Below are 23952 nucleotides of genomic sequence, written 5' to 3'. Positions count from 1 at the left end.
CCCTTTCGGCCTGGCGCCGCCAGGCCTCAGCCCTGAGACCTTCCGATGACCCCGACCTTTTCCCCAGCCATTCCCCTCGACCAGCCGATCGTGCGTGGTGAGCAGACCATCACCGAGATCAAGGTGCGCAAGCCTGGCGCAGGCGAACTGCGCGGCCTCAAGCTTGCCGATCTGCTGCAGATGGATGTCACAGCGTTGGCGACGTTGCTGCCGCGCATTTCCTCGCCCACGCTGACCACCGCCGACGTCAATGCGATGGATCCGGCCGACTTGGTGGCGGTCGGCCAGGAGACCGTGGTTTTTTTCTTGCCGAAGGCGACGAGGGAGACGGACTTCCCAACTGCGTAGAGGATGCGATGGCCGACATCGCGGCCATCTTCCACTGGCCGCCGTCTGAAATGGACGGCTGGTCGCTGCACGAACTCACGGCGTGGCGCGAGCGTGCCCGCCTACGAAGCGGAGCCGAATGATGCCCCACCCCACGAACGAGGCCGCCTAAATGGCGGCCTCCGACAATCTGCGCCTGCAGGTCATCCTGGCGGCCGTCGACCGCGCCACCGGCCCGTTCCGGCGCGTGTTGAGCGGTAGCCGCGGCGTTGCAACCGCACTTCGCAATCAGCGCGACGCGCTGCGGCAGCTCAACAGCCAGCAACGCGACATCGGCGCCTATCGCGAGCAGGTCGCGCAGGCACAGCGCGCCAAGGCCGCGCTCGATGCGCAGCGCCAATCGGTGCGCACGCTTGCCCAACAGATCAAGGCCACCGGCACGCCCACCGCTGCCATGAATGCCGAGTTTGAGCGCGCCGTGCGTACCGCACGCGAACTCAAGACCGCACACGGCGCGCAGGAAGCCGGCCTGCAGCGCCTGCGTGGTCGTATGGAGACGGCCGGAATCAGCACCCGCGAGCTGGTCACGCATGAGCGCCGTTTGCGCAGCGAGATCGACAGCACCAACGCCGCCATGCGCGCCCAGCAGCAGCGGCTGGTGGCGATCGACGCCGCACAGCGTCGCACCGCCCGGATCCAGAGCGCTGGCCTGCAGGCGAGCGCCTATGGCGCCGGCATGGCCTTCGCCGGCCAGCGCGCACTGGGCGCCTCGGTGCTGCCGATCAGCGATGCGATGGAGTTTGAATCGGCCATGGCTGACGTGCGCAAGGTCGTGGACTTCAAGACGCCGCAGCAGTTCCTGCAGATGGGCCGCGATGTCGAGAACCTCTCCATGCGCCTGCCGATGCTGCCGGCGGACATTGCCAAGATCGTCGCGGCCGCCGGCCAGGCCGCCATCCCGCGCCAGGAGCTGGTCCGCTTCGCCGAGGACGCGGCCAAGATGGGCGTGGCCTTCGACAGCAGTGCCGAGGAAGCCGGCCAGACCATGGCCACCTGGCGCACCGCTTTCCGGATGGGCCAGGACGAGGTCGTCGTGTTGGCCGACAAGATCAACTACCTCGGCAACACCGGCCCGGCCAGCGTCAACAAGATCAGCGCGGTGGTGAACCGCATTGGTGCCCTGGGCGAGGTCGCCGGCCTGCAGAACGGGCCACTGGCAGCGCTGGGCGCCACCGTCGCCGGCATGGGCATCGAGTCGGAAGTCTCGGCCACCGGCATCAAGAACATGCTGCTCACCCTGGCCTCGGGTGAGTCGGCCACCAAGAGCCAGCGCGAGGCCTTCGACAAGCTGGGCATCAAGGCCACGACCATGGCCAAGGTCATGCAGAAGGACGCAGGCGGGGCAATCCTGTCGGTGCTGCAGAAGTTGCGCGCACTGCCCAAAGCCGAGCAGGCCGCAACGATGACGCAGCTGTTCGGCCGCGAGTCGATCGGCGCGATCGCGCCACTGCTGACCAATCTGGAGCTGCTGCAGGGCAACTTCGCCAAGGTCGCCGACGCGCAGCACTATGGCGGCTCGATGTCGGCCGAGTACGCATCGCGGGTGGCCACCTCGGCCAACTCGCTGCAGCTGCTGAAGAACACCGCCGTAGTGGTGTCGCAATCGATCGGCCAGGCGCTGCTGCCGCAGTTCAAGGAACTGACCGAGCGCACGGCTGCGGTGGTCGGCCAGGTCACGACGTGGATCCGCGCCAATCCGGTGGTGGTGGGTGCGATCGCCAAGACGGCGATCGCCGGCGCCGCGCTGGTCACGATCCTGGGCGGTTTGCTGGTGACCGGCGGCGTGGCCGCGATGGCGTTTTCGCAGATCCACGGCGCTGTGGCGCTGCTGTCGGGTGGTGGCGGCTTTGGTGCGCTGCTGCGGCAGGGGCTGGCGTTCGGCGGCCGAGTGCTGCCCATGCTCGCCAATGGCACGCGCCTGCTGCTGCCGCTGCTCGGCGGCGTCAGCCTGCCGGTGCTGGCGATCGGCTCGGCCGTCGCGGCGGTGGCGCTGCTGGTGTGGAAGTACTGGGGACCGATCAAGGCCTTCGCCATCGGGGTGTGGCAAGGCATCGTCGATGTCGCCGCGCCGGTGCTGGCCGAGCTGAAAGCCGCACTGGCGCCACTGGCGCCGGTGTGGGACACCGTCGCTGCTGCGATGGGCCAGGCCTGGGCGTGGGTCAAGCAGCTGCTGACGCCGTTCGAGGCCACCACCGCCCAGTTGCACGGTGCAACTCAGGCCGGTCGCGGATTCGGGCAGATCATTGGCGCGGTGCTGGTCACCCAGCTGCAGCTGGCGGTCAAGGCGATCGGCTGGCTGGTGCAGGCGTTTGTGTTCGTGCTGCCGGTGATCAAGCAGATCCTCGGCGGCGTCTGGCAGACCGTCCAAGGCATGTGGTCGCTGATCGTGGGCGTGTTCACCGGCAACGGCGATCGCATCCGCCAGGGGCTGCTGCAGCTGTGGGCCGGCATCAACCTGCAGCTGGCCAACTGGCCGGCCCGGATGCTGCAGGCCGGCGCGGACATGATCAGCGGCCTTATCCAGGGCATCCGTTCCAAGCTCGGTGCGGCCGGCGATGCAATCGCCAGCGTCGGCACCGGCGTGGTCGACCGCTTCAAGGGCCTGCTGGGCATCCACAGCCCCTCGCGCGTGTTTGCCCAGTTGGGCGACTTCACCATGCAGGGCCTGACCGTGGGCCTGCAGCGCGGCCAGGGCGCGCCTGTGCAGGCCGTCACGGCGCTTGGCAACCGGATGCGGGCGGTGGGCGCCGGCCTGGCCCTGGCGACGGCTACAGCGCCCGTGGCGGCGATCGACAGCCGTGCGCCTCTGTCAGCCCCTGTGCGCGCCGCCAGCGCGCCTGCAGGCGGCAACAGCTACGTCATCCACGTCAATGCCGCACCCGGTATGGATGTGACCGCACTGGCGCGCGAAGTCGCCCGCCAGCTTGAAGAGCGCGACCGGCGCACAGCGGCCACGCGTCGCTCCAGCCTGCGCGACGACTGAGGATCCACCCCGATGATGATGTCCTACGGCACGTTTGTGTTTGCCCTCGATAGCGCCGCGTACCTGCAGCTGCAGCGGCAGATGAGTTGGCGCCACGCCACCAGCGATCGCGTGGGCGCGCGCGCGGCCAGCCAGTTCCTGGGCCCAGGCGATGAGACCATCGAGCTGTCGGGCCTGATCGCTCCCGACCTGACCGGCACGCGAGGATCGCTGACCACGCTGCGCAGACTCGCAGCAGACGGCGAGCCGCTGCCGCTGGTCGACGGCACGGGCTGGGTGTACGGGCCGTATGTGTTGCTGGCGGTCAACGAGACGGCCTCGCTGTTCTTCCCGGATGGCACGCCGCGCCGTGTCGAGTTCCAACTCAGCCTGCGCCGCACCGACGACGTGGCGCCCGAGGCGGCCGCAGCATGAGCTACCCGACTCCGCAGTGGCGCGTGGTGCTCGATGGCACCGACCTCACCGAGCGCATCGCACCGCGCTTGCTCGATCTCACCCTAACCGAATGCCGTGGCGGCGAAGCCGACCAGCTGGATCTGCGGATCCATGACCATGACGGCAAGATGGCGCTGCCCAAACGCGGCGTGCGTCTGGCCGTGGCGTTGGGCTGGAAAGCTACCGGCCTGGTCGAAAAAGGCACCTTCGTCGTGGACGAGGTGGAGTACAGCGGCGCGCCGGACATCATCACGGTACGCGCGCGCAGCGCGGATCTGACTGCCAACATGCGCACACGGCGCGAACGCAGCTGGCATAACACCACGCTGGGTGCAGTGCTCAACACCCTGGCTGGCGAGCATGGACTGACGCCGCGTTTGGCAGAGGCGCTCGCGCGCACCAATCTGCCACATCTCGACCAGGCCAACGAAAGCGATATGAATCTGCTCACCCGCCTGGGGCAGCGCTTCGATGCAGTGGCAACGGTGAAGGGTGGAGCGCTGATTTTTACGCCGATTGGCGCCGGGACCACAGCGACCGGCACGCGGTTACCTACCGTAACCCTGACGCGGCGCGACGGCGACCAACACCGTTACTCCGTTGCCGACCGAGATGCCTACACCGGCGTGCGTGCGTACTGGGTAGACAAGGGCAAGGCGCGGCGACAGTCGGTGTTGGTTGGCACAGACGACAACGCCAAGCGCCTGCGCGAGTCGTATGCCGATGAGGCAACAGCACGCCAGCATGCGCACGCTGAGTTGGAGCGGATCAAACGCGGTGTGTCTAAATTTGAGTACGTGCTTGCTACAGGCCGCGCCGATTTGTCACCAGAGCAAGAAGTCACGGTCAATGGGTTTAAGTCTGAAATTTCAGGTATGAAATGGCTCATATCCAAAGCAATTCACACGATCAAGGCCACTGGCTTCGCTACACAAATCGAGCTGGATAGCTCAAGTTGACTTGAGTTCACGCGCTGCACGCCACTGCAATCAGGCGTTCCCAGAACATATCAGATTTCCCCTACAAACTTTTAGCCCGAGTCGAGCTAACCTCGCTGCTGAAGTCAATGGATCTAGTCGATTGAGTGGCAAATCTAAACGCTGCCTAGAAATGACGAAGCTGACTTCGCATAGCTGCACCAATTCACTACAGAAGGAAGTATGCACATGAATGGATTTAAGCTCTTACCCAAGCTATCCACAAAGCAGAAGCAACGCCTTGCTCTTGGTACTGGCTTGCTCTTGGCAATTGGAGGCTATGCCTACGCACAGGAAGCGGTGAATGAGATCTGGGGACCTTTCAATTGCGATACGTGTTTGTTGGGCACTCCGATGCCCGACCCTATCACCCAAGTGTTCATTGACACTTGGCGGTCTGAAATGTCCAGACCTGGCTACTTTCGATACGTTTACGACCTCCAACCCGGGCACACAATCACAATTTGCAACGGGGGTGCATGTGTGACTTACACCGCGACTGATAGCGGAAATGTCATGGGTGGGCCAGCAACACCGATTACGACTTATCCGCCTGAACCTGGCACTGGTGGCGGTGGCGGTGGTGGTGGCGGTGGTGGTGGTGGCGGCGGTGGCGGTGGCGGTGGCGTGGTCATCGTTGGTCCGCCAACCCAAGAAAACTAAACTTGGGTCAAGCGCATAGCGTTGCCTGTGCGCTTGAATCCATTTAAGGTCGTGTTGAGAGGTAGCATGGCATAGTGCTGCGGCGGAGATTTTTAATTGAATATATCCAAAAAAAATAAGTACTTATTTTCCGCTGCCGCGTTATTAATTATCGCGGGCTTATTCATCTACGCCTTTCACAGTCCTACCCGTTCACCAGAGTTGACAGTGGACGGCAACACAGAGCGGTCGGAACAGAGAGCACAGCCTAGAGTTTCAGCACCAGTGGCAACTCTTATAGCTGACAGGAAAATAGATAGTGATGTTGTCAAACGACAAGGTCCAAAGGCTTTCAGCATTGTAAGGAATAAGAAGCGGCCTCCTGGAGATGTTGCGAAGTACATCGACTCTCTTCTTCAACGTTCAGAATCAGGCGACGCTGTTGCCACCTATTCGATATATCTCGCTGCACTTGAGTGCAAGAACACTTTGAGTGGGTCTGCTAGCAGAAGTGCGCTAGCGCACCAGGCGTCGGCGACCGGCGAAGGCTATCTGAAGGGCGCAGAGTCAAGCCTAGATGATTGCGCTAATTTGGCAAATCGCCCAGAGCTTTTGAACGGTGAGTGGCTAAAGAAGGCAGCCGAACAAGGTTCTCTGGAGGCGCAGTTGATGTACGCCAGAGACTCCACTTCCATCATCGGATCAAGGCAGGATTATCTAAAAGATCCCGAGAAATTAGTTCAATACAAGAAGGATGCTGCCCGATTCCTTGAAGGAGCCGCACAACAAGGCAGTGTTGACGCTCTTCTCGCAATTGCGGGCGACAGTCAACGTGGAATCATGGCGCCAAAAGATCCTGTGAAGTCCTTCGCATACTACATGGCAGCTCAAAAAACTGGATCGAACGTCTACCTCGATAAAATCGTAGACAACTACTCCAGTACCCTTTCACGAGACCAGATGCGCGCAGCACATGAGCAGGCTGAGGCGATCTATGAAAACTGCTGCAGATAGGAATTTAGGATGGCATCGCTATCCCCAAGCATCAAATCTATAACTATTGTTCGATAGCCGCCTTTCACCGCTCATCAGGCTCATCACCTACATACACAAGCGGAGATTTCCTACAGCTGGCACACGAGTAATCAGGCATTCTGACTTTGGTTGTCAGGCCAACTCGTGCTGCCAGGATGGCGGCGATTGGATCGCAAGGAGCTATGCGCCGACACCTAAAAAAGCCGCCGGGAAACCGGCGGCTTTTTCTTTTCGAGCTAGCAAGCTCTACAGTTCAGGCAGGTATAGCCGATAACGGCAAATTTCTCACGAGCAGCTGCCCAATCGCGATGCTGATCACTTGCTCTTTTTTTTGCGTCCACCAACAACAATCTGCATGTTGCTTTGATCCACGATGGCTGTGGTCGAAACCGCTTGGCCCACGTCGCTGTTGTCGAACGACAGGACCGGGCCAGTCCCTGTATTGGAAGACGAGGCATCGCTTACCAAGCCCAATGCCGCAAGCACAGCGTTGCGAGCAGCCGGTGCTGCATCTTTGAACGCAGACAGTAGGAGCCTGTCAGCAGGGTCCAACTGCGCCCGATGTCCAGACAGCACGTACATGACATCAACGCCACGGTCTAGCGCGGCCAGTAGATAAGCTCCGCCGGGCAGATTGATGTCTTTCTCGAAGTTCAGTTGCGCGTAGCGCGTGAGGCCGAGTTGCACAGCCATCTCGTCCTGCGTCAGGCCAAGTCGCTTGCGCTCTTCCTTCAGGCGTTTCCCTACGGTCATTACAGGCATTTCCTTACTTGACAATGTTGAGTTAAGTCCACAAAATTCCCAAAAGTAGACGGAACCGCCACATGCCCCGGAAGAGTCAAATGCAGCAGTTCACGCCCCGCAGCCCGGAACAGGCGCGGCAGTGGCTCGAAGCAAATGGCATCACGGTCTCGGCATTCGCCAGACAGAACGGCGTGGATCGGTCGATTGTGCATGACCTGCTCCGGGGCCGTTCTCAAGGCAAATATGGCGAGTCTCACAAGGCGGCGATCGCCCTAGGCCTCAAGGCACCACCCAATAGTGCCACAGAAATCCCAACCGCTAAGAGCTCAAGGGGGTGAGCATGTTTGGTCGGAAAAAAATCGTGTTTCGCTGCGAAGCGTGCAGTGCACGTCTCATCAAGCGCACCAGCGTCCTCGCACACAAGTTCCTCCGGCATGACTCTTACGTGTGCGAGAACCCGATGTGTGGTGCGACCTACACAGGCCATTCGGAGTTGACTGGGATTGCCAGCCCCAGCGGTGTGTCCACCTCACACAGCGAGCTTCCACCAACACCGGCGTATCAGCGCGCCCAAGCCCTGCAGGCCTACCGCGAATCGCTAGGCGACCGCCAGCTCGACCTGCTTCCCGTCGGCGGTGAGCAGTTCTTCCCTCACCTCTGAGGCATCCCTAATGCGAAAGACCATTGATTGGGCGGCATTGCCGCCCACGGCGAAGCTTTGCCTGGAAGTTGCGCTCATCCACGGCGGCTTGGTGAAAACCGAGCACGGCTACATCGGCCGCACTGCCGCTCCGGAGACAAATCAGCGCTTCGGCGCAGTTCTAGTTGCGGCGCTCATGCGCGAAGGCCTTGCTACCTCTGACGCCTTCGACGAGCGCCTTGTCGCGCTGACCGACGCCGCGGCGGCTTTGTTCCATCTCCAAAGGGTAAGCACCGAGGTCGGTTCGTGAGACACGCCAATAGCTGGTTCACCGCACAGGAGCCGCGATTCGTTGATGCGGCCAGCAATGTCCCGCAGCGCATAGCGCCGCACGCCAAGCATGAAGAAGCACGACTGCTCGCTGCTGCCGTTGACGCGCACCGCCTTGCCGGCGGCGCTTACGTCGTGATCGACAACGCCACAGCTCCGCTCGCGCCTCGGCGCTCGCTCGGCGTCTAAGGAAGTTCGATGCAAGAGGATCTGCGGCAACAGGTGCTGTCCCGGCTAGAACGGGATTACGGACTCAAGCACCGTAGTGGTACCGAGTACATGCGCGGCGGCAAGTGCCCGTCGTGCGGCAAGAAAGAGCTTTACACCAACCATCTCAAGCCTTGGGTGGTGAAGTGCGGCCGCCAATCCAAGTGCGGGCGCGAGCTGCACGTCAAGGATCTGTACGACGACCTGTTCGACGACTGGTCCAAGCGCTTCCAGCCAACGGCTGCGGCCCCCAACGCTGCGGCCGATGCCTACCTGCAGTTCTCGCGTGGCTTTGACCTGGCGCCGCTGAAAGGCCTCTACACCCAGGACAGCCACTACGATCGCAAGATCAGCGCGGGCACCGCGACTGTGCGCTTTGCGCTGGTCAAGGGCGGCTGGTGGGAGCGCCTGATTGATCGTCCGCATCGCTTCGGCAAGCAGAAGGCGCGCTTTGCGCCAGGCCAGAGCTATGCAGGGGTGTGGTGGGCGGCGCCTGCATCGCTGACAGCCATGCAGACCGCGCGCGAGGTGTGGATCGTCGAGGGCATCTTCGATGCGATCGCGCTCCTGCAGCACGGCCTGTGTGCAGTGTCGGCCATGTCCTCCAACGCATTTCCGGAAGAATCGCTGCGCGAGTTGGCCAAGGCACGCATGGCCGATCTTCCGACGCTCGTGTGGGCACTGGACAACGAGCCGGGCGCCCGTGCGTACACACACAAGCACATCAAAGGCGCAGCGGCGCTAGGCTTTGACTCGCGGGCGGCGCAGATCCTCCAGCACGACGGCAAGAAGACCGACTGGAACGACCTGCATCTGCGCGCGATCGCGTCCGACGATCCCAGGCAATGGGACAACGACGTCAAAGAAGCCCGCTACCAAGGCGACCTGCTCGTGGCCCGCACGGCGGTGGACAAAGGCCTGTTGATGTTCGAGCACGACGGCCGCAACGACTTCTGGCTGGAGTATCGCTCCCGCCTGTACTGGTTCGATTTCGACACCCAGCGCTTCGACAAACTGCGTAAAGAGAAGCTGGGCGACATCGATGCCGACGACGGCGACGAGGTTGCTGCCGAGGATCTGAGGAAGATCAAGCGCGCTGCATGTTCCGTGCAGAAGATCGCCAATTGCTACCCGGAGGCGCTGTATTTCCAGCGGCAGGAGGTCACGGACGAGAGTTGGTACTACTTCCGTGTGGACTTCCCGCACGACGAGCCCAGCGTAAAGGGCACCTTTACTGGTGGGCATGTTTCCAGCGCGTCCGAGTTCAAGAAGCGCCTGATCTCTCTGGCAGCCGGCGCCATGTTCACCGGTACCGGCCACCAGTTGGACCGCCTGATCGAGGAGCAGACCGAGGCCATCAAAAAGGTCGACGCGATCGACTTCGTGGGCTACAGCAAAGAGCACCGCGCTTACCTGCTCGGCGACCTGGCGGTACGCGACGGTGAGCTGGTAACGGCCAACGAAGAGGACTATTTTGAGTTCGACAAGCTGCGCCTGAAGACCACGCAGAAGTCCATCCGTCTGGAAATTCAGCGCGACGCCGAGGCCTTCCGCGTGGACTGGCTGCCGTGGCTGTGGCAGTGCTTCGGCACGCACGGCATGGTCGCCATGACGTTCTGGTTTGGCTCGTTATTCGCCGAGCAGATCCGGGCCGGGCACAAGAGCTTTCCATTCCTCGAAGCCACCGGTGAAGCCGGCGCCGGCAAGACCACGCTGCTGACGTTCCTGTGGAAGCTGCTGGGCCGCTCGGACTACGAGGGCTTCGACCCGGCCAAGTCGTCCAAGGCCGGCCGTGCGCGCGCCATGGGTCAGGTGTCCGGCATGCCCGTCGTCCTGCTGGAGGCCGACCGCAGCGAGCCTGATAGAGCGCACTCCAAGACGTTCGAGTGGGATGAGCTGAAAGACTTCTTCGGCGGCGGCACCCTGGCAACCCGTGGCGTGCGCAACGGCGGCAACGAGACCTATGAGCCGCCGTTTCGCGGCACGATCGTGATCACCCAGAACGCTGCGGTGGACGCCAGCGAGGCGATCCTCACGCGCATCGTGAAGCTGCACTTCAAACGGCCGCAAGTCACCACCGAAAGCCGTATCGCGGCCGACAATCTCAACGCGCTGCAGGTCGAAGAAGTCAGCCATTTCCTTGTGCGTGCCATCCGCCAGGAACGCGCCATCCTCGATCTGTTCGCCGAGCGCATAAAGGTCTTCGAGGCCAAGCTGCGCGCGCAGCAGGATCTGCGCCTGGAACGCGTCATCAAGAACCACGCGCAGATGCTGGCGCTGTTCGACTGCCTGCGCCTGGTCGTCACCATCCCCGACGACATGGTCGAGCAGACACGGCTCGCGCTGTTGGAAATGGCCCTGGAACGGCAGAAGGCGATCAGTGCGGACCACGCGATGGTCAACGAGTTCTGGGAGGTCTACGAATACCTCGAAGCCACCGGACACGGCAAAGCTGTGGTCAACCACAGCCGCGACGCGCAGCGCATTGCGATCAACCTCAATCACTTCGCTGCGCGGGCCGCGCAGTTCAGTCAGTCGGTGCCCGATCTAAAGGTGCTACGTGCGCTGCTCGGCGACTCGCGCCGGCACAAGTTCATCGGCGCGAACGTGGCGGTCAACAGCGCCGTCCTCAAGGACGATCTGACCGGCGTCGGCACCACCGTGAAGTGCTGGGTGTTCGCCAAATGAGCACGCTTGCACATGTGAGAAGTTTTGAGAAATTTCCGTTGACTTCTACCCTGGAGCGGAGCAACCATTACCTCGTCGCCGCACAATCGGCGACCGGGTTTAGCAGCCCGACTAGGAGGCGCACCAGCGCCCATCGATCGATGCACGGCGCTTTTTTTACGCCCGCTGCATCGACGTGGGTACGTGCCAGCCAGTTCTATGGCGGGCGGTGTGCGGAGGCCTTCGGGCCTGCCGGTGACTCCTACCGGTCTGCTAACCGCGCACCGTCCGCCACCTCGTTTAGCAGCGAAGTGCCGGACTCCAATGACTTAGGAGCCCGCATGTCTTACGACGCCCAAGAAGCGCCGGCCAATGCCGCGCGTCAGATCGCACATTACTTCGGCCTGATCGCCGACACCCTCGACTGGAATCACACCGCCTGGCTCGCCCTGCAGGCGAAGCTGCAGGCCATGGGCAAGGCGCCCGAAGCACTTACGCTGGCCGATGTCGAAGCCGCCATTTCCAGCACCAATGCCGACCTGGCAGAGGTGCGCCAGTGAGCCGCCGCGACCTGCATAAAGCGCTGCGCGTCGCCCCCGGCGTCTACCTGCTCCTGCAGATCCGGGCGACCGACGTCCTGGCCGAACTGTACGCCGACAGCCTGCATGACCGCCCACCGGTCATGTTCGCCTGCAGCGCGATCGAAAAGGCTTCCGAGTTGTTCCTGGTCGATGACGGCACTGGCCTGGCCATTGGCTCGTTGCACGTTGTGATTCCGGAAGCCGAGGCCGCCACACTGCAGGAGTGGGTAATCGATCGCATGCCCGCACTGGAGGTGGCCTGATGGACGCCGCTCACCCGAACGTACAGCTGCCGGCGGACGCCGATTTCTCGATCACCGAAGAGGAGCAGTACCGCCTCTGGCGCGCGTACCACGCGGCCGCGTTGCTCGCGGCGCTGACCAATGATGTCGCGATCGAGGCAGGCATCAATCACGACGGACCGGCAGCAGTGGCCGAGTACATCCGCCAGGAACTCCTTGATGTGCTCAACGGCGCGCAGCGTCTGCGTGAGCCTGATCCCAGCATCCCGCCATCCGGCGCCGACCTGATCTAACCCCGCAACAGCGGGCCGGCGGGCGGTGCTGTCACACCGCCCCAAGGCCCTCCACCAACGCAACTCAGGAGAGTCGATATGCAACAGCACACTGGAACACGTCCAGCCACGGCAGCACGTCCGTTGGTTTTGAGCACCGGACCTGGCGCGGAGGCTAGCACGCCGGCCGTCGTCGCCTACGATCGCGGCATGGGTGACTGCTCGGCGACCATCACCATGCACGTCACGCATGGTGCGGTTGTGGTCACTGCCACCCTGGACATGGGACCACTGCGCCAGGAGCGTCAGTCCTGGGAGCGGCGTCGCGGCACAGGCACCGGCTGGAAACTCATCGACGGCCCCCGCCTGTGGACAACGGCGGAAGACCGGATCAGCACAGAGTTGGCCGAGTTCATGGACGGCCTGGACTTCCCCTTCGACCTGGCCAACATGCTGCCGCGCCGACCGACTGCCGCCGCCGCCGCCGCTGTGGCCCAGGCCGCGCAGGAGGTGGCGCATGGTTGAGTTGCTCGCTTTGGCGATGATCCTGGCGCCGGCCGCCGGCGGCGCGCTGGTCTACAAGCTGTGGGCCTCGCGCCGTCCACGCCTCACGCAGACCGGCCTGGCTGTTGGACAGGTGCCGCAGCGCCTGCGTCGCCGCACCCGCATGGCTGTGCGGCGGGAGGCTGCTCATGGCTGAGTCCGTCATCCTTCTAGGCCCGCAGGGCAGCTGCAAATCGCTCAACGCCGAGGTGCTGTGTCAGCAACTCGGCCTGCAGGAGGTCATCGAACTGGACGATTTGTTGTTCACGTTCCGAGCTGATCGGCTGGAACCTTTCGGGCAGCTGATCCTGACCTGCAACGAACAGCAGGCGCAAACGTGGTCGGTACGCTGGGGCTTGCGTCTCATGCGTGTCGCAGAAGCACGCGCCCAGCTCGGCGCTGCATGGAGGACGCAGCCATGAACTTGGAGCGCACGATCGAAATTGCCCGCGCTGCCGCGCGTGTGGGAGAGCCTGGCACCTTGTCCACCGGGGAGGCGCTGACCGCCGCTCTGGTGCTGAATCGGGCCGATTGGCTGGCCGAGATGGACTACACCATTGCCCAGGCGCTCGACCGGATCGACTCCGACACCGTGCAGCATCTCCGGGACGCCGAGCGCGTGCTGCGCCTGGAGGTACCGTGACGCAACGTCAGGTCGACCACGATAATCCGCTGCCGCCCTGCAAGAACGGCCACATGGCTCGCCATATGCTCGATGCCCGCCGCCCCGAGGCGGGCGGCGGGCACTTCATCGAGTGCGTGTGTGGGCGCACGCAGAAGCATCCTAGCTACGAGCTGGCCATGATCGAATGGCGCCGAGCGCATCGGATCCGCGCACCACGCCAGCCACGTCACTGCTCCCCAAACGTCGTGCAGCTCGGCCTGCGCTTCACTGGCACGCGCCAGCGATGATCGAGGGCGCGAATATGGAAGGGTTTCGCAGGGCTTGCGAGGCGCGCCACTGGCTTCGGCAGGGCTATGTGGATGCAGCCAAGGTGCGAGAGCTACGGCTCCGAATCGCGGCCCAGCGCGGCTACGCCGCAGCTGACATGCTCGTGGAGGAAATGCGCGAGCAATGGCGGCACAGGCGGGAGTGGACCAAGGAGCAAGATGCATGAGCGGAGGTGTACTGACATTTGAGGATCTGCGGCGCCTATGCGCGCCAGTTGGCCCCTCCCCTCGTGCAGCTACCGTGGTGCGTTGGGCCAACGATCAGGGCATCCGTTACAAGTACGACGGTCGAGGTGGGATCTGGACAACGCTAGATGCGCTCAATGCCGCCCTTGGGTTGCAGCAAGACAATGCCACCGAGATGGATACAGAACAGGAGCTGATGTAATGGCACGAGGCCGCAAGCGCAAATTCAATCCACTCATACCGGCACACATTGACCAGGCCGCGCTCCCGCGCGGCCTGTATTGGGAGGATGGCCGGTGGTACGTCGTCGAGCCGCATCCAGAAGGCGGGGCCACGCGAAAGCAAACCGTGGCGTACGCTGGAGCTCGTCTATCGGAATTGCATGGAATCGTTGAGGAACGTGCAGGTAGGGGCACGCGCGGCACGTTGCGCTATCTCTTCGATCGCTTTCACGAGTCGTTGGAGTTCAAGGAACTGGCAACCGACACGCAAGATGACTACCGGCGTTATGCCGACTCCATTGCCAACTATCTTCGCAAAGACGGATCGAAGTTGGGCTCGGTGCAGGTCGATCGCATCACCACACCTGTGGTCCAGCGACTCGTAGAAGTCTTCGCGATGGGGCGGCCAGCCAACCGTTACCAACCCGCGCTTCCAGCGACGCCTAGTAAGGCAAATCACCTTCATCGCTATTTACGTCGCACACTCGCGTGGGGCGTGCGCGTCGGCCTATGCAGATCGAATCCAGCCATCGGCGTGAGGCAAGCACGCGAAGCAAAGAAACACCGGATGCCGACGCCGGCCGCGTTCGACAAGGTGCTGACCTTCGCAAGAGAGCGCGGCTCCCTTCCGCCGCATACAAAAGGCAGCTGCCCGAGCTATCTCGCGCCAGTCATGGTCCTCGCGTATAGCGCGCGCCTACGCGGCATCGAGGTGTGCACACTCAACGACACACATAAGCAGCCAACAGGCATCCATGCGCAACGGCGCAAGGGATCACGCGACACGCTTACCGAGTGGGATCCAGAGATGATCGAAGCGTGGGATTTCCTCGTAGCACGACGAACCGCCATATGGACCAAAAACGGTCGAAATTTTGCAGTCCCGATCAAGGCTGAGGATCGGCGCCTACTTGTTGAACAGACCGGTAATCCGATGGCTAAGTCATCGCTTGATAGTGCCTGGCAGCGATTCATCACGCTCGCAATGAAAGACGGGATCATTTCGAAGCAGGAGCGCTTTTCGTTACATGGCCTAAAGCATCGCGGCATTACCGACACAGTGGGTAACCGGGGCGACAAACAAGATGCTGCAGGGCACGTGACACCAGCAACGACAGGCCGTTATGACCATGCGCTGCCGGTGGTAAAACCGCCAAAGCGCAGCTAATTTTCCCGGCAATTTTCCCGGCTGCCTCAATTCAGGGCGCTTGGCAGAAGCTAAGCCCTTGATTTTATGGTGGGCCCAGAAGGATTCGAACCTTCAACCAAAGGATTATGAGTCCTCTGCTCTAACCGTTGAGCTATAGGCCCGGCGGGGCGGTTGGCGAGATGCAGTGCATGTCGGACCGTCCAGCTGACGCGAAAGTTTACCTGTCCGCGCGCGTCGCTGTCTGCTGCATCAGGTGTCAATGAGGACGAGTGGCCGCACCTACCTGTGTTTGCGCATGCAGACACAGAAAAGCCCGGCGTGAGCCAGGCTCTAAATGTGCACGCGATCAATCTGTCCTGCCGCGCGATTCGAGGGTGAACGATCTAGCGACATACACCTCAGCAATTCCGAATCACTGCCCCCAATCCTCAGCCCGGCCACTACGCCATCTCAAACTGCGCATCGATCAGCTTCCGCCCCGCGTGAAACCCTTGCGCAATAGCGTCCTGATACGTCTCCCAACCAGGCCCCTGGTCGTCGATGCGTGGCTGGCGTTGGCCGCCAAGCGCATACACATCGACCTGCAACGTCCAGTTGGCATCCGGCGCAGCGCGCTCGACGCGTACGCGGACTTCGTGATCGCGGTACGTGGTGGTTTCAAAGCGGCTTTGCCTGCTCATAAGGCGGTCTCGTGTGCGTGCGTCCATCAACTTAGAAGGCACGGTTGAAACACCACGTGACCTTTGGAGAAGCGCCGATTTCATGTTGAGGCGCCGTGCGGCTTCGTCGCCGATGCGTGAATGCCGTAGCGTTGCAATACGCTGCCGCGGCATGCATCCCCCGCACTTATTGCAAATATCGTTCTTCGGCTGACCCATAACGCAACAGCCCCGCGATTGCGGGGCTGTTGTGATCACTGCGCTGGAATCGCCCTGATATCAGTCGATATCGAGGAACGAGCGCAACTGCTCCGAACGGCTCGGGTGACGCAGCTTGCGCAACGCCTTGGCCTCTATCTGACGAATCCGCTCGCGGGTGACGTCGAACTGCTTGCCGACTTCTTCCAGCGTGTGATCGGTATTCATGTCGATACCGAAGCGCATCCGCAGCACCTTGGCTTCGCGCGGGGTCAGCCCGGCCAACACATCACGCACCGTCTCGGAAAGATTGATGTTGGTGGTGTTGTCGATCGGGGACTCCACATTGGTGTCCTCGATGAAGTCGCCCAGATGCGAATCCTCGTCGTCGCCGATCGGGGTTTCCATCGAGATGGGCTCCTTGGCGATCTTCATCACCTTGCGGATCTTGTCCTCGGGCATGTCCATTTCCTTGGCCAGTTCCTCCGGCGTGGCCTCGCGGCCGAACTGCTGGAGCATCTGACGGGAAATGCGGTTCAACTTGTTGATCGTTTCGATCATGTGCACCGGGATACGGATGGTGCGCGCCTGATCGGCGATCGAACGGGTGATGGCCTGACGGATCCACCACGTTGCATACGTCGAGAACTTGTAACCGCGACGGTATTCGAACTTGTCCACGGCCTTCATCAGGCCGATGTTGCCTTCCTGGATCAGGTCGAGGAACTGCAGGCCGCGGTTGGTGTACTTCTTGGCGATGGAGATGACCAGACGCAGGTTGGCCTCGACCATTTCCTTCTTGGCCTTGCGCGCCTTGGCTTCGCCATAGGCCATCGCGCGGCTGATTTCCTTGATCTCGCCCAGGGTCAGGTAGTTGGCCTTCTCCATCTCGATCGAGCCCTGCTGCTCGGAGACGATCTGGTCCTTGACGTCGCGCAGCGCCGAGGACCACTTCTGCTTGCGCTTGAGCGCGTCTTCCACCCATTCCAGGTTGGTCTGGTTGCCTTCCCAGGAACGGATGAAGTCCTTGCGCGGCATGCGTGCCACGGTGGTAGCCAGGTGCAGCACCTTGCGCTCGTGGTCCTTGATGCCGTTGACCACGCCACGCAGCTGGGTGACCAGCGCATCGGTCAGCGGCAGCGGCAGCTTGAGCGTGGTGAAGATGGCGGCCATGTCTTCGCGCGCCTTGACCACCAGCTTGTGCTCGGCGCCGTTCTTGGCATAGATCTTCTTGAACTTGGCGTATTCGTTGGCCAGGTTCTCCATGCGCGTGGCCACTTCCACCGGGTCCGGACCGGTCGGGCCGGCCTCTTCTTCGGCAGCGTCGTCGTCGCCATCTTCGGCATCGTCGTCGTCGGCAGCATCGTCTTCGGAGACGGCAACCGGGCCGGCGGCCGCCAGCGCCGCAGCGGCGGCATCGGCTTCTTCGATCAGGTCGTTGAAGCCGACCACGATCTCGGCCAGACGCTTCTTGCCTTCCTTGTGCGCTTCGTAATCGGCCAGCAGCATTTCGGTCGACAGCGGGAACACGCCCAATGCTGCCTGGACCTGGCTCAGACCTTCTTCGATGCGCTTGGCGATGGCGATTTCGCCTTCGCGTGTCAGCAGCTCGACCGTGCCCATTTCGCGCATGTACATGCGCACCGGGTCAGTGGTACGGCCACCTTCTGTGTCGAGCGCAGTCAGCGCGGCGGCAGCTTCTTCGGCTGCGGTATCGTCAACCTCGCGGTTGCCGGTGTTGCCATCGTTGAGCAACAGGGTTTCGGCATCGGGCGCAACTTCATGGACATCGATGCCCATGCCGTTGATCATGCTGATGATGTCTTCGATCTGCTCCGGGTCGACCAGGTCGTCGGGCAGATGGTCATTGACTTCGGCGTAGGTCAGATAGCCCTGTTCCAGGCCCTTGCTGATCAGTAGCTTGATGTCGGATTGCTGGGCAGGACGTTCGTTGGCCATGGATGCTCGCGCCACCGGCTTTGAGATTGGAAAGAGGACCTAGCATTATACCAGCGTGAAGCCCCGTCTGCCGGATTCAAGACGAGACCGCTGGTGTAGCGCTGGCTAGGGCCTGAGAAGGAAGGTCACCGGGCCGTCGTTGACCAGGTCGACAACCATATGGGCACCAAAGCGCCCGGTTTCCACCCTGCCACGATGTTTTTCGCGGCAGATCGCCACCAATTGATTGAACGCCCGTTCAGCCTCCAGCGGCGGTGCGGCCGTGTTGAAGCCTGGTCGTGTGCCCGAGCTGGTGTCGGCAACCAGGGTGAACTGGCTGACCAGCAGCAGCCCGCCTGCGGTATCGGTGAGTGAGCGGTTCATCTTGCCGGCGTCGTCGGCGAAGACGCGGTAGCCGAGCAGGCGTTCGGCCAGGCGCCGGATCTGCGCATCGCTGTCGCCGGGCTCGACCCCGACCAGGGCCAACAGCCCGGGACCGATCTGACCGACGCGCTCCGCATCGACAGTGACGCAGGCACGGGTGACGCGTTGGATCAGTGCAAGCATGGGCATCGTGGTTGAGCAAACTGTGTCGCGCAGCATGCCCAGCACTGCCCGTACTGTCACGCGCGGGCCTTGGGCGGCCGCGCTGTTTAGAATTACGTCGATGAAACCTGATGCTCGCGCTCGCCTGCTCTACGCCACCGCCGCCACCGTGGGCCGCCTGCCGTGGCCGCTGCTCAAACGTGTGGCCGATACGCTGGCCTGGAGCTGGCGCAAACTCGATGCGCGCGAGAGCCGCGTGGCACGCCGCAACCTGGAGTTGGCGTACCCGGAACTGGATGCCGGCCAGCGCGCGCAGCTGCATGCGCAGGTGCTGCGTTCGACCGCGCGGCAGACACTGGAAGTGCTGCGCACCTGGACCCGCCCGCCGGCCGAGAACCTGGCACGCCTGCAACGCAATGGCCAGGAGCTCTACGACGCAGCGCTGGCCTCCGGACGCGGGGTGATCGTGGCAGCACCGCACTTCGGCAACTGGGAACTGCTCAACCAGTGGCTGTCCGAACGCGGTCCGATCGCGATCGTGTATCGCCCGCCGGAGTCGGACACGGTGGACGGCTTCCTGCAACTGGCCCGCGGCGGCGACAACGTGCGCCAGGTGCGTGCCGAAGGCCCGGCGGTGCGGCAGTTGTTCAAGGTACTCAAGGACGGCGGTGCGGTCGGCATCCTGCCCGACCAGCAACCGAAGATGGGCGATGGCGTCTTTGCGCCGTTCTTCGGCATTCCGGCCTTGACCATGACCCTGGTCAACCGGCTTGCCGAACGTACCGGCGCGATCGTGCTGTACGGCTGGTGCGAGCGCGCCGGTGGCGATCTGCAGTTCGCGCTGCATGTGCAGCCGTCCGACCCGGCGGTGGCCGATGCAGACCCGGTGCGCGCGGCCAGCGCGCTCAACGCAGGCATCGAACAGATCGCCCGGCGCGACCCGGCGCAATACCAATGGACCTACAAGCGCTACACGCTGCGCCCGCCAGGCAGCGGCGAGGCCAATCCGTATGCGACGGAGCGGCATCCGCACTAGATTGGCCAGCAAACCGACGGCACGGCCACGTTTTGCTAGCCGCTCCTGGCTACAGATCCCGTGCAACGCTGCGTTGACACGCAGCGCATTCCGATCGCCTACATCGCAGACAGGCACTGGGTGACGCCGCGCCGCAGTGGCTCGCTACATCGCCCGACCGCTCAGCCCGGCGCAAACAAGGGTGCGAACAGAGCGCGGCACGCCGTGTCGGCGCCAGGCACCACCATTCAATCGTCGTGTGGATCGGCCGGCGTGGCCAGAATGCGCTGATAGAACGCCAGATCCAGCCAACGCCCGAACTTGAAGCCTGCCTCGCGCACCGTGCCGGCGTGGGTGAAGCCGAATTGTTCGTGCAAGGCGATGCTGGCCTGATTGCTGGCATCGATGCCGCCGACCAGTACATGCACGCCACGCTCCTGCGCCGCGGCGATCAAGGCCTGCAGCAGCGTGCGCCCCAGCCCCTTGCCGCGATGGTCGCGGTGCACGTAGATCGAATGCTCCACGCTGTACTTGAACGCCGGCCAGGCGCGGAACGTGCCGTAGCTGGCAAACCCCATCAACGTGCCGCCGGCGTCTTCCACACCGATCACCGGAAAGCCGCCCGCCCGCTTGGTCGCAAACCAGCCGACCATGCTCTCCGGCGGCCGTGGCTTGTAGTCGTACAGCGCGGTCGAGTTGGCGATGGCATCGTTGAAGATGTCCAGGATGGCGCTGGCGTGGCGGGCTTCGCTGCAGTCGATAAGAGACATGGGGTCCTAGGCGGGCAGAGGGTCTTGGGATTAAAAAGCATTGCCGGGCGATGAACAACGCAACCGGCAGGCAACCAAACCATGCCTGCCGTGCAACTCAATCTGCGGACGCTGGATGCAGCGTTCCACCGCGCCGTGGCGACCGGGCGTTGCGAACCACGCGACAATGGCGTCACGCGACCACGCAGTGGCTGCGGCGGCGTCCGCCTTGAAGCGGCCGTGGCAATCCCCATCTGGAGTCGTGCATGAGCAGCCCCGTCCCCTCCCCCAGCGCACACGCCTTCGGTGATCCGGCGGCGATCCGCTGTGAGCGCGCCGCCTCCGAACTGCGGTCCGGCCGCCCGGTGCTGCTGACGGCTGCTAACGGGCAGGCGCGCGCGGTACTGGCGCTGGACAGCAGCACCGCGCAGTCGTATGCGGCCTTCGCGCGTGCAGCGCAGGGGCGTCACTATCTGTTCGTCACCCCGACCCGCGCCCAGGTGCTGGGCTTGAGCGCGCCGCAGGGCGCGCGCGTGGCGCTGATCGAACACAGCTACGACCAGCTCGCAGCGTTGGCGTACTTGCGCGACACGCCAGTGCCAGCGCAGTGGACCGCAGGCGATGCACTGGACGCAGGCGCGGTGGAGATCGCGCGTCTGGGACTATTGCTGCCGGCGATGCTGGCGGTAGACCTGCGCGACGCGGACGACCAGGCCGCCTTCGCCGGCTGCCAGTCGCTGGCACTGGACGACCTGGGCACCGGCTGCGCCAAATCCGCCGCCGCCGGCTATGAGCTGGTCACGCGCACGCCGGTGCCGTTGCGCGACCTGGGCATGAGCGAATTCGTGGTGTTTCGAGGCGGGGTGGCGCAGCGCGACCAGGTGGCGATCGTGGTCGGCCAGCCCGACCTCTCGGCTGCGGTGCCGGTGCGCGTGCATTCCTCGTGCCTGACCGGCGACCTGTTTGGCTCGCTCAAATGCGATTGCGGCGATCAGCTGCGGCACGGCCTGGCCAAGCTGAAAGACCTCGGCGGCGGCGTGCTGCTGTATCTGGACCAGGAAGGCCGCGGCACCGGCATCGCTGCCAAGATGCGCGCTTACGGCTATCAGCATGCCGGGCTGGACACCATCGATGCCGATGCGCAGCTGGGCTTCGGCCCGGACGAGCGTCGCTACGGCAGCGCGGTGGCAATGCTGCGCGGCCTGGGCATTGGCCGGATCCGGCTGTTGACCAACAATCCCGCCAAGGCCGAACGCCTGCGCGCGGCCGGCATCAGCGTCGAAGACCGCATCCCGGTCACCGGCGACATCACCCCCGAAAACGAGCAATACCTGCGCACCAAGGCCGCCCGTGCCGGCCACGCGCTGGATGTGGATGCGCTGATTCTGGCCGCGCAGTAAGCGCGGCCTGCGCCGGATGCGCCCGCCCTCGGCGCCCGGCTATGCTTGCGCACCGCTTCTGCAGGCCAGCCTAGTGCACGACGCTCCACCGCCGCACCCCGATGTCATCGTCCCAGCCGCTCCGGCAGAAAGTCCCGCCGTGGACCACACGCAGTGGCAGGCGCTACCGCAGCGTGGCGCCTATGTGGCCGGGGTGAACGGCACACTGGGCGGCGGATTCGCCGGGCTGATTGCCGCTGGCGTGACGGCCACCGCGCTGCACGCCTGGGGCTACTGGCCGGTGGTGCTGGGCGTGACGTTGGTGGCCGCTGCACTGGGTGCCTGGTTTGCGGTCAAACGCCATCGGCTCACCCATTGGAAGCTCGACCAGCATGGCCTGGCGCTGCAACGCGGCCACCTGTGGCAGAGCGACACGCGGATTCCGATCTCGCGCGTGCAACATGTGGATCTGCGCCGCGGCCCGATCGAGCGCGCCACGCGCCTGACCACACTGGTGGTGCACACCGCCGGCAGCCGGCTCAATGCAGTGGCGCTGTCCGGCCTGGATCAGGACGACGCCGAGCGGCTGCGTGACCGCCTCGCGCGCCAGCTCGATCACGACGACGACGCGCTATGAGCGCGATCGAACATCCCGGCGACGCCGAACAGCGCCTGCATCCGCTGTCGTGGATGTTCGTGCTGCTGCAGCAGATCCGCCAGTTCCTGATTCCGCTGGCCGCGCTCGTGTTGTTCGGCAGCCGCGACGGCAGCCGCGATTTTGCCGACCACATCGCCACCGGCGTGGTGATCGCGGTGCTGGTGGCGATTTCGGTGCTGCGCTACTTCACCTACCGCTACCGCATCGGCACCGACGGCGTGGCCATCCGCAGCGGCCTGCTGGAACGCAGCAGGCGCGACATCCCGTTCGCACGTATCCACAACGTGGTGGTGCATCAATCGCTGCTGCACCGGCTGGCCGGCGTGGCCGAAGTGCGGCTGGAATCGGCCGGTGGCCACAAACCCGAAGCGGAAATGCGCGTGCTGCGGCTGGATCAGGCACTGGCGCTGGAAGACCTGATCCGTCGCCGTGCGCAGCACACCGATGCCGCCGCGCCGCAGGTCGACAACAACAGCAACACGCTGCTGCGCCTGCCGATGGGCGAAGTGATCCGGCTGGGGCTGATTTCCAATCGCGGCATGGTGGTGGTGGCAGCCAGTTTCGGTGTGATTTACCAGATGATTCCGCGCCGCACGGTGTCCAACTTCGTCGAACACAATGGCGAGCTGGCGTATCGCTATGTCAGCCAGATCCATCCGGGCACGGCAGTCACCGCCGCGTTGGTGGCAATCGGCTTTTTGGCGGTGTTACTCGCTATGCGCGCGCTCTCTGTGGCCTTGGCGGTGGCGCAATACCACGGCTTTCATCTCAGTGAATCCGAGCGCCGTCTCACCGTGGAGCGCGGCCTGCTGACGCGCGTCCGCAGCAGCGTGGCGTTGCGGCGGATCCAGTCGTGGACGCTGTACGAAAGCCGCCTGCATCGCCTGTTCGGCCGGCGCCAGTTGCGCGTGGACACTGCCGTGGCAGGCACTGGCGATAACGAAGGCAGCGCGTTGAAGGAACTGGCGCCAATCGCCGACCCGCAGCGCTGCGATGCCTTGTTGCAGCGCCTGCTGCCCGGTGCTGCCTGGCCGCCTGCGCAGTGGCAGTCGATCGCCACGCATTGCTGGTGGCGGCTGAGTCTGCCCACGTTGCTGTTGCTGCTGCCGCTGATAGCCGGCATGGCCTGGCAATTCGGCAATCAGGCGGCGTGGGTGTTGCTGTGGTTTCCCTGGAGTGCGTTCAAGGCGTATCGCCAGGTGCAGCGCATGGGCTATGCGCTGGATGCGCGGTATGTGGCGGTGCGCGGTGGCTGGTGGAAGCGTTGGTGGCGGCTGGCCGAACTGGACAAGCTGCAGGCGCTGCAACTGCAACGCTCGCCGCTGGATCGGTTGTCCGGCACCGCCACGCTCTGGCTGGACACCGCCGGCGCCAGCGCAACCGGCCCGGCGTTACGCCTGCGCTTTGTGCCGTTGGCGCAGGCGCAGCAGCTGCAGGCACAACTCGGTGCGGCGTTGACGCGGCGCAAGCTGCGCTGGTGATTGGTGATTGGTGATTGGTGATTGGTGATTGGTGATTGGTGATTGGTGATTGGTGATTGGTGATTGGTGATTGGTGATTGGGGATTGGGGATTGGGGATTGGGGATTGGTGATTGGGGATTGGCAGTTTGGATCAG

At 63.4% G+C, this 23952-nt stretch carries 32 protein-coding genes and 1 tRNA gene; 27 read left to right on the top strand and 6 right to left on the bottom strand.

The window, feature by feature from the left end; genetic code table 11:
- The first annotated feature begins 45 nt into the window (after nucleotides 1-45).
- The 7 genes from NYR97_RS11380 (at nucleotide 46) to NYR97_RS11350 (ending at nucleotide 6438) form a co-directional block, all read left to right on the top strand.
- Nucleotides 46-348 (top strand): phage tail assembly protein, encoded by a 303-nt coding sequence (locus NYR97_RS11380; RefSeq protein ID WP_228314727.1) that lies wholly within the window; start codon nucleotides 46-48, stop codon nucleotides 346-348.
- Nucleotides 349-356: 8 nt separating this feature from the next.
- Entirely contained in the window at nucleotides 357-470 is a 114-nt protein-coding gene (locus tag NYR97_RS11375) for a GpE family phage tail protein (protein WP_005922203.1), read from the top strand.
- Between the two features lie 29 nt (nucleotides 471-499).
- A complete protein-coding gene (locus tag NYR97_RS11370) occupies nucleotides 500-3370 on the top strand; it encodes a phage tail tape measure protein (protein WP_316693036.1) in 2871 nt (956 codons plus the stop codon).
- A gap of 12 nt (nucleotides 3371-3382) precedes the next feature.
- Entirely contained in the window at nucleotides 3383-3784 is a 402-nt protein-coding gene (locus tag NYR97_RS11365; RefSeq protein ID WP_316693034.1) for a phage tail protein, read from the top strand.
- Nucleotides 3781-4764, top strand: a complete 984-nt coding sequence (locus NYR97_RS11360; RefSeq protein ID WP_316693032.1) for a phage late control D family protein — start codon at nucleotides 3781-3783, stop codon at nucleotides 4762-4764. Before NYR97_RS11365 ends, NYR97_RS11360 begins: the two co-directional genes overlap by 4 nt.
- Nucleotides 4765-5293: 529 nt before the next feature.
- Nucleotides 5294-5464, top strand: a complete 171-nt coding sequence (locus NYR97_RS11355; protein ID WP_316693030.1) for a hypothetical protein — start codon at nucleotides 5294-5296, stop codon at nucleotides 5462-5464.
- Between the two features lie 77 nt (nucleotides 5465-5541).
- Entirely contained in the window at nucleotides 5542-6438 is an 897-nt protein-coding gene (locus NYR97_RS11350; RefSeq protein WP_316693028.1) for an SEL1-like repeat protein, read from the top strand.
- Between the two features lie 336 nt (nucleotides 6439-6774).
- Here the strand turns inward: NYR97_RS11350 and NYR97_RS11345 are convergent, their stop codons facing one another.
- The gene (locus tag NYR97_RS11345; protein WP_316693027.1) at nucleotides 6775-7212 is read right to left on the bottom strand and encodes a helix-turn-helix domain-containing protein; all 438 of its coding nucleotides are present in this window, start codon (nucleotides 7210-7212) and stop codon (nucleotides 6775-6777) included.
- 71 nt (nucleotides 7213-7283) lie between these two features.
- Between NYR97_RS11345 and NYR97_RS11340 the strand changes: the two genes are divergently transcribed.
- The 16 genes from NYR97_RS11340 to NYR97_RS11265 all read left to right on the top strand — a co-directional run bounded on the left by NYR97_RS11340 (nucleotide 7284) and on the right by NYR97_RS11265 (nucleotide 15211).
- Nucleotides 7284-7541, top strand: coding sequence for a DNA-binding protein (locus tag NYR97_RS11340; RefSeq protein WP_039408422.1), 258 nt, complete (start codon nucleotides 7284-7286; stop codon nucleotides 7539-7541).
- 2 nt (nucleotides 7542-7543) lie between these two features.
- Complete coding sequence (locus NYR97_RS11335) at nucleotides 7544-7864, top strand: ogr/Delta-like zinc finger family protein (protein WP_316698183.1); 321 nt, start codon at nucleotides 7544-7546, stop codon at nucleotides 7862-7864.
- 10 nt (nucleotides 7865-7874) lie between these two features.
- Nucleotides 7875-8153: a hypothetical protein gene (locus tag NYR97_RS11330; protein ID WP_053045211.1), complete on the top strand. Its 279-nt coding sequence runs from the start codon at nucleotides 7875-7877 to the stop codon at nucleotides 8151-8153.
- Nucleotides 8150-8362 carry a hypothetical protein gene (locus NYR97_RS11325; protein ID WP_316693020.1) on the top strand — a complete coding sequence of 71 codons (213 nt, stop codon included), beginning with the start codon at nucleotides 8150-8152 and terminating at the stop codon, nucleotides 8360-8362. The genes NYR97_RS11330 and NYR97_RS11325 overlap by 4 nt, the downstream gene beginning before the upstream one ends.
- A 9-nt stretch (nucleotides 8363-8371) precedes the next feature.
- A complete protein-coding gene (locus NYR97_RS11320) occupies nucleotides 8372-11068 on the top strand; it encodes a toprim domain-containing protein (protein WP_316693017.1) in 2697 nt (898 codons plus the stop codon).
- A 320-nt stretch (nucleotides 11069-11388) separates the two neighbouring features.
- Nucleotides 11389-11607: a hypothetical protein gene (locus NYR97_RS11315; protein WP_039408439.1), complete on the top strand. Its 219-nt coding sequence runs from the start codon at nucleotides 11389-11391 to the stop codon at nucleotides 11605-11607.
- Nucleotides 11604-11891, top strand: coding sequence for a hypothetical protein (locus tag NYR97_RS11310; protein ID WP_316693014.1), 288 nt, complete (start codon nucleotides 11604-11606; stop codon nucleotides 11889-11891). The genes NYR97_RS11315 and NYR97_RS11310 overlap by 4 nt, the downstream gene beginning before the upstream one ends.
- Nucleotides 11891-12163, top strand: coding sequence for a hypothetical protein (locus NYR97_RS11305; RefSeq protein ID WP_316693012.1), 273 nt, complete (start codon nucleotides 11891-11893; stop codon nucleotides 12161-12163). The genes NYR97_RS11310 and NYR97_RS11305 overlap by 1 nt, the downstream gene beginning before the upstream one ends.
- Before the next feature lie 78 nt (nucleotides 12164-12241).
- Nucleotides 12242-12667, top strand: coding sequence for a hypothetical protein (locus NYR97_RS11300; RefSeq protein WP_039408449.1), 426 nt, complete (start codon nucleotides 12242-12244; stop codon nucleotides 12665-12667).
- Nucleotides 12660-12842: a hypothetical protein gene (locus NYR97_RS11295; protein ID WP_039408452.1), complete on the top strand. Its 183-nt coding sequence runs from the start codon at nucleotides 12660-12662 to the stop codon at nucleotides 12840-12842. Before NYR97_RS11300 ends, NYR97_RS11295 begins: the two co-directional genes overlap by 8 nt.
- The gene (locus NYR97_RS11290; RefSeq protein ID WP_104650067.1) at nucleotides 12835-13107 is read left to right on the top strand and encodes a hypothetical protein; all 273 of its coding nucleotides are present in this window, start codon (nucleotides 12835-12837) and stop codon (nucleotides 13105-13107) included. The genes NYR97_RS11295 and NYR97_RS11290 overlap by 8 nt, the downstream gene beginning before the upstream one ends.
- Nucleotides 13104-13328 (top strand): hypothetical protein, encoded by a 225-nt coding sequence (locus NYR97_RS11285; RefSeq protein WP_053045216.1) that lies wholly within the window; start codon nucleotides 13104-13106, stop codon nucleotides 13326-13328. Before NYR97_RS11290 ends, NYR97_RS11285 begins: the two co-directional genes overlap by 4 nt.
- Nucleotides 13325-13597 carry a hypothetical protein gene (locus NYR97_RS11280; RefSeq protein ID WP_184433184.1) on the top strand — a complete coding sequence of 91 codons (273 nt, stop codon included), beginning with the start codon at nucleotides 13325-13327 and terminating at the stop codon, nucleotides 13595-13597. The genes NYR97_RS11285 and NYR97_RS11280 overlap by 4 nt, the downstream gene beginning before the upstream one ends.
- Nucleotides 13594-13803 (top strand): DUF7696 family protein, encoded by a 210-nt coding sequence (locus tag NYR97_RS11275; protein ID WP_260300132.1) that lies wholly within the window; start codon nucleotides 13594-13596, stop codon nucleotides 13801-13803. Before NYR97_RS11280 ends, NYR97_RS11275 begins: the two co-directional genes overlap by 4 nt.
- On the top strand, nucleotides 13800-14024 hold the full coding sequence (locus NYR97_RS11270; protein ID WP_104650065.1) for a hypothetical protein: 225 nt from the start codon (nucleotides 13800-13802) through the stop codon (nucleotides 14022-14024). Before NYR97_RS11275 ends, NYR97_RS11270 begins: the two co-directional genes overlap by 4 nt.
- Entirely contained in the window at nucleotides 14024-15211 is a 1188-nt protein-coding gene (locus NYR97_RS11265) for a site-specific integrase (protein WP_212580285.1), read from the top strand. Before NYR97_RS11270 ends, NYR97_RS11265 begins: the two co-directional genes overlap by 1 nt.
- Before the next feature lie 67 nt (nucleotides 15212-15278).
- Here the strand turns inward: NYR97_RS11265 and NYR97_RS11260 are convergent.
- The 4 genes from NYR97_RS11260 to dtd all read right to left on the bottom strand — a co-directional run bounded on the left by NYR97_RS11260 (nucleotide 15279) and on the right by dtd (nucleotide 18555).
- Nucleotides 15279-15354, bottom strand: a tRNA-Ile gene (locus NYR97_RS11260).
- A 279-nt stretch (nucleotides 15355-15633) separates the two neighbouring features.
- Complete coding sequence (locus tag NYR97_RS11255; protein WP_316692992.1) at nucleotides 15634-15957, bottom strand: DUF6566 family protein; 324 nt, start codon at nucleotides 15955-15957, stop codon at nucleotides 15634-15636.
- A 174-nt stretch (nucleotides 15958-16131) separates the two neighbouring features.
- On the bottom strand, nucleotides 16132-18009 hold the full coding sequence (gene rpoD / locus NYR97_RS11250) for an RNA polymerase sigma factor RpoD (RefSeq protein ID WP_055847682.1): 1878 nt from the start codon (nucleotides 18007-18009) through the stop codon (nucleotides 16132-16134).
- 105 nt (nucleotides 18010-18114) lie between these two features.
- A complete protein-coding gene (gene dtd, locus NYR97_RS11245) occupies nucleotides 18115-18555 on the bottom strand; it encodes a D-aminoacyl-tRNA deacylase (protein ID WP_316692989.1) in 441 nt (146 codons plus the stop codon).
- Between dtd and NYR97_RS11240 the strand changes: the two genes are divergently transcribed.
- Nucleotides 18554-19570, top strand: a complete 1017-nt coding sequence (locus NYR97_RS11240; RefSeq protein WP_205392686.1) for a lauroyl acyltransferase — start codon at nucleotides 18554-18556, stop codon at nucleotides 19568-19570. The two genes, dtd and NYR97_RS11240, sit on opposite strands and share 2 nt — an antisense overlap.
- A gap of 227 nt (nucleotides 19571-19797) precedes the next feature.
- Here NYR97_RS11240 and NYR97_RS11235 read toward each other — a convergent pair whose 3' ends face one another.
- Entirely contained in the window at nucleotides 19798-20319 is a 522-nt protein-coding gene (locus NYR97_RS11235) for a GNAT family N-acetyltransferase (RefSeq protein ID WP_205392687.1), read from the bottom strand.
- Nucleotides 20320-20564: 245 nt separating this feature from the next.
- On the opposite strand from NYR97_RS11235, the gene ribA reads away from it, so the two are divergent.
- The 3 genes from ribA (at nucleotide 20565) to NYR97_RS11220 (ending at nucleotide 23816) form a co-directional block, all read left to right on the top strand.
- Nucleotides 20565-21698 carry a GTP cyclohydrolase II RibA gene (gene ribA, locus NYR97_RS11230; protein ID WP_316692984.1) on the top strand — a complete coding sequence of 378 codons (1134 nt, stop codon included), beginning with the start codon at nucleotides 20565-20567 and terminating at the stop codon, nucleotides 21696-21698.
- Nucleotides 21699-21837: 139 nt separating this feature from the next.
- Nucleotides 21838-22314: a PH domain-containing protein gene (locus NYR97_RS11225; protein WP_316692982.1), complete on the top strand. Its 477-nt coding sequence runs from the start codon at nucleotides 21838-21840 to the stop codon at nucleotides 22312-22314.
- Nucleotides 22311-23816 (top strand): PH domain-containing protein, encoded by a 1506-nt coding sequence (locus NYR97_RS11220; RefSeq protein WP_316692980.1) that lies wholly within the window; start codon nucleotides 22311-22313, stop codon nucleotides 23814-23816. The genes NYR97_RS11225 and NYR97_RS11220 overlap by 4 nt, the downstream gene beginning before the upstream one ends.
- Nucleotides 23817-23952: the final 136 nt, after the last annotated feature.

This window comes from Xanthomonas hydrangeae (genome assembly GCF_032697525.1).
Lineage (GTDB): Bacteria > Pseudomonadota > Gammaproteobacteria > Xanthomonadales > Xanthomonadaceae > Xanthomonas > Xanthomonas hydrangeae.
Note: the sequence above shows the minus strand (reverse complement) of the source record. Positions and strands in the feature narration are given on the sequence as shown.

Coding starts and splice junctions, on each gene's coding strand:
- NYR97_RS11380 (WP_228314727.1), top strand. CDS start 46: ATGACCCCGACCTTTTCCCCAGCCATTCCCCTCGACCAGCCGATCGTG.
- NYR97_RS11375 (WP_005922203.1), top strand. CDS start 357: ATGGCCGACATCGCGGCCATCTTCCACTGGCCGCCGTCTGAAATGGAC.
- NYR97_RS11370 (WP_316693036.1), top strand. CDS start 500: ATGGCGGCCTCCGACAATCTGCGCCTGCAGGTCATCCTGGCGGCCGTC.
- NYR97_RS11365 (WP_316693034.1), top strand. CDS start 3,383: ATGATGATGTCCTACGGCACGTTTGTGTTTGCCCTCGATAGCGCCGCG.
- NYR97_RS11360 (WP_316693032.1), top strand. CDS start 3,781: ATGAGCTACCCGACTCCGCAGTGGCGCGTGGTGCTCGATGGCACCGAC.
- NYR97_RS11355 (WP_316693030.1), top strand. CDS start 5,294: ATGTCATGGGTGGGCCAGCAACACCGATTACGACTTATCCGCCTGAAC.
- NYR97_RS11345 (WP_316693027.1), bottom strand. CDS start 7,212: ATGACCGTAGGGAAACGCCTGAAGGAAGAGCGCAAGCGACTTGGCCTG.
- NYR97_RS11340 (WP_039408422.1), top strand. CDS start 7,284: ATGCCCCGGAAGAGTCAAATGCAGCAGTTCACGCCCCGCAGCCCGGAA.
- NYR97_RS11335 (WP_316698183.1), top strand. CDS start 7,544: ATGTTTGGTCGGAAAAAAATCGTGTTTCGCTGCGAAGCGTGCAGTGCA.
- NYR97_RS11330 (WP_053045211.1), top strand. CDS start 7,875: ATGCGAAAGACCATTGATTGGGCGGCATTGCCGCCCACGGCGAAGCTT.
- NYR97_RS11320 (WP_316693017.1), top strand. CDS start 8,372: ATGCAAGAGGATCTGCGGCAACAGGTGCTGTCCCGGCTAGAACGGGAT.
- NYR97_RS11315 (WP_039408439.1), top strand. CDS start 11,389: ATGTCTTACGACGCCCAAGAAGCGCCGGCCAATGCCGCGCGTCAGATC.
- NYR97_RS11305 (WP_316693012.1), top strand. CDS start 11,891: ATGGACGCCGCTCACCCGAACGTACAGCTGCCGGCGGACGCCGATTTC.
- NYR97_RS11300 (WP_039408449.1), top strand. CDS start 12,242: ATGCAACAGCACACTGGAACACGTCCAGCCACGGCAGCACGTCCGTTG.
- NYR97_RS11295 (WP_039408452.1), top strand. CDS start 12,660: ATGGTTGAGTTGCTCGCTTTGGCGATGATCCTGGCGCCGGCCGCCGGC.
- NYR97_RS11290 (WP_104650067.1), top strand. CDS start 12,835: ATGGCTGAGTCCGTCATCCTTCTAGGCCCGCAGGGCAGCTGCAAATCG.
- NYR97_RS11285 (WP_053045216.1), top strand. CDS start 13,104: ATGAACTTGGAGCGCACGATCGAAATTGCCCGCGCTGCCGCGCGTGTG.
- NYR97_RS11275 (WP_260300132.1), top strand. CDS start 13,594: ATGATCGAGGGCGCGAATATGGAAGGGTTTCGCAGGGCTTGCGAGGCG.
- NYR97_RS11270 (WP_104650065.1), top strand. CDS start 13,800: ATGAGCGGAGGTGTACTGACATTTGAGGATCTGCGGCGCCTATGCGCG.
- NYR97_RS11265 (WP_212580285.1), top strand. CDS start 14,024: ATGGCACGAGGCCGCAAGCGCAAATTCAATCCACTCATACCGGCACAC.
- NYR97_RS11255 (WP_316692992.1), bottom strand. CDS start 15,957: ATGAAATCGGCGCTTCTCCAAAGGTCACGTGGTGTTTCAACCGTGCCT.
- rpoD (WP_055847682.1), bottom strand. CDS start 18,009: ATGGCCAACGAACGTCCTGCCCAGCAATCCGACATCAAGCTACTGATC.
- NYR97_RS11240 (WP_205392686.1), top strand. CDS start 18,554: ATGGGCATCGTGGTTGAGCAAACTGTGTCGCGCAGCATGCCCAGCACT.
- dtd (WP_316692989.1), bottom strand. CDS start 18,555: ATGCTTGCACTGATCCAACGCGTCACCCGTGCCTGCGTCACTGTCGAT.
- NYR97_RS11235 (WP_205392687.1), bottom strand. CDS start 20,319: ATGTCTCTTATCGACTGCAGCGAAGCCCGCCACGCCAGCGCCATCCTG.
- ribA (WP_316692984.1), top strand. CDS start 20,565: ATGAGCAGCCCCGTCCCCTCCCCCAGCGCACACGCCTTCGGTGATCCG.
- NYR97_RS11220 (WP_316692980.1), top strand. CDS start 22,311: ATGAGCGCGATCGAACATCCCGGCGACGCCGAACAGCGCCTGCATCCG.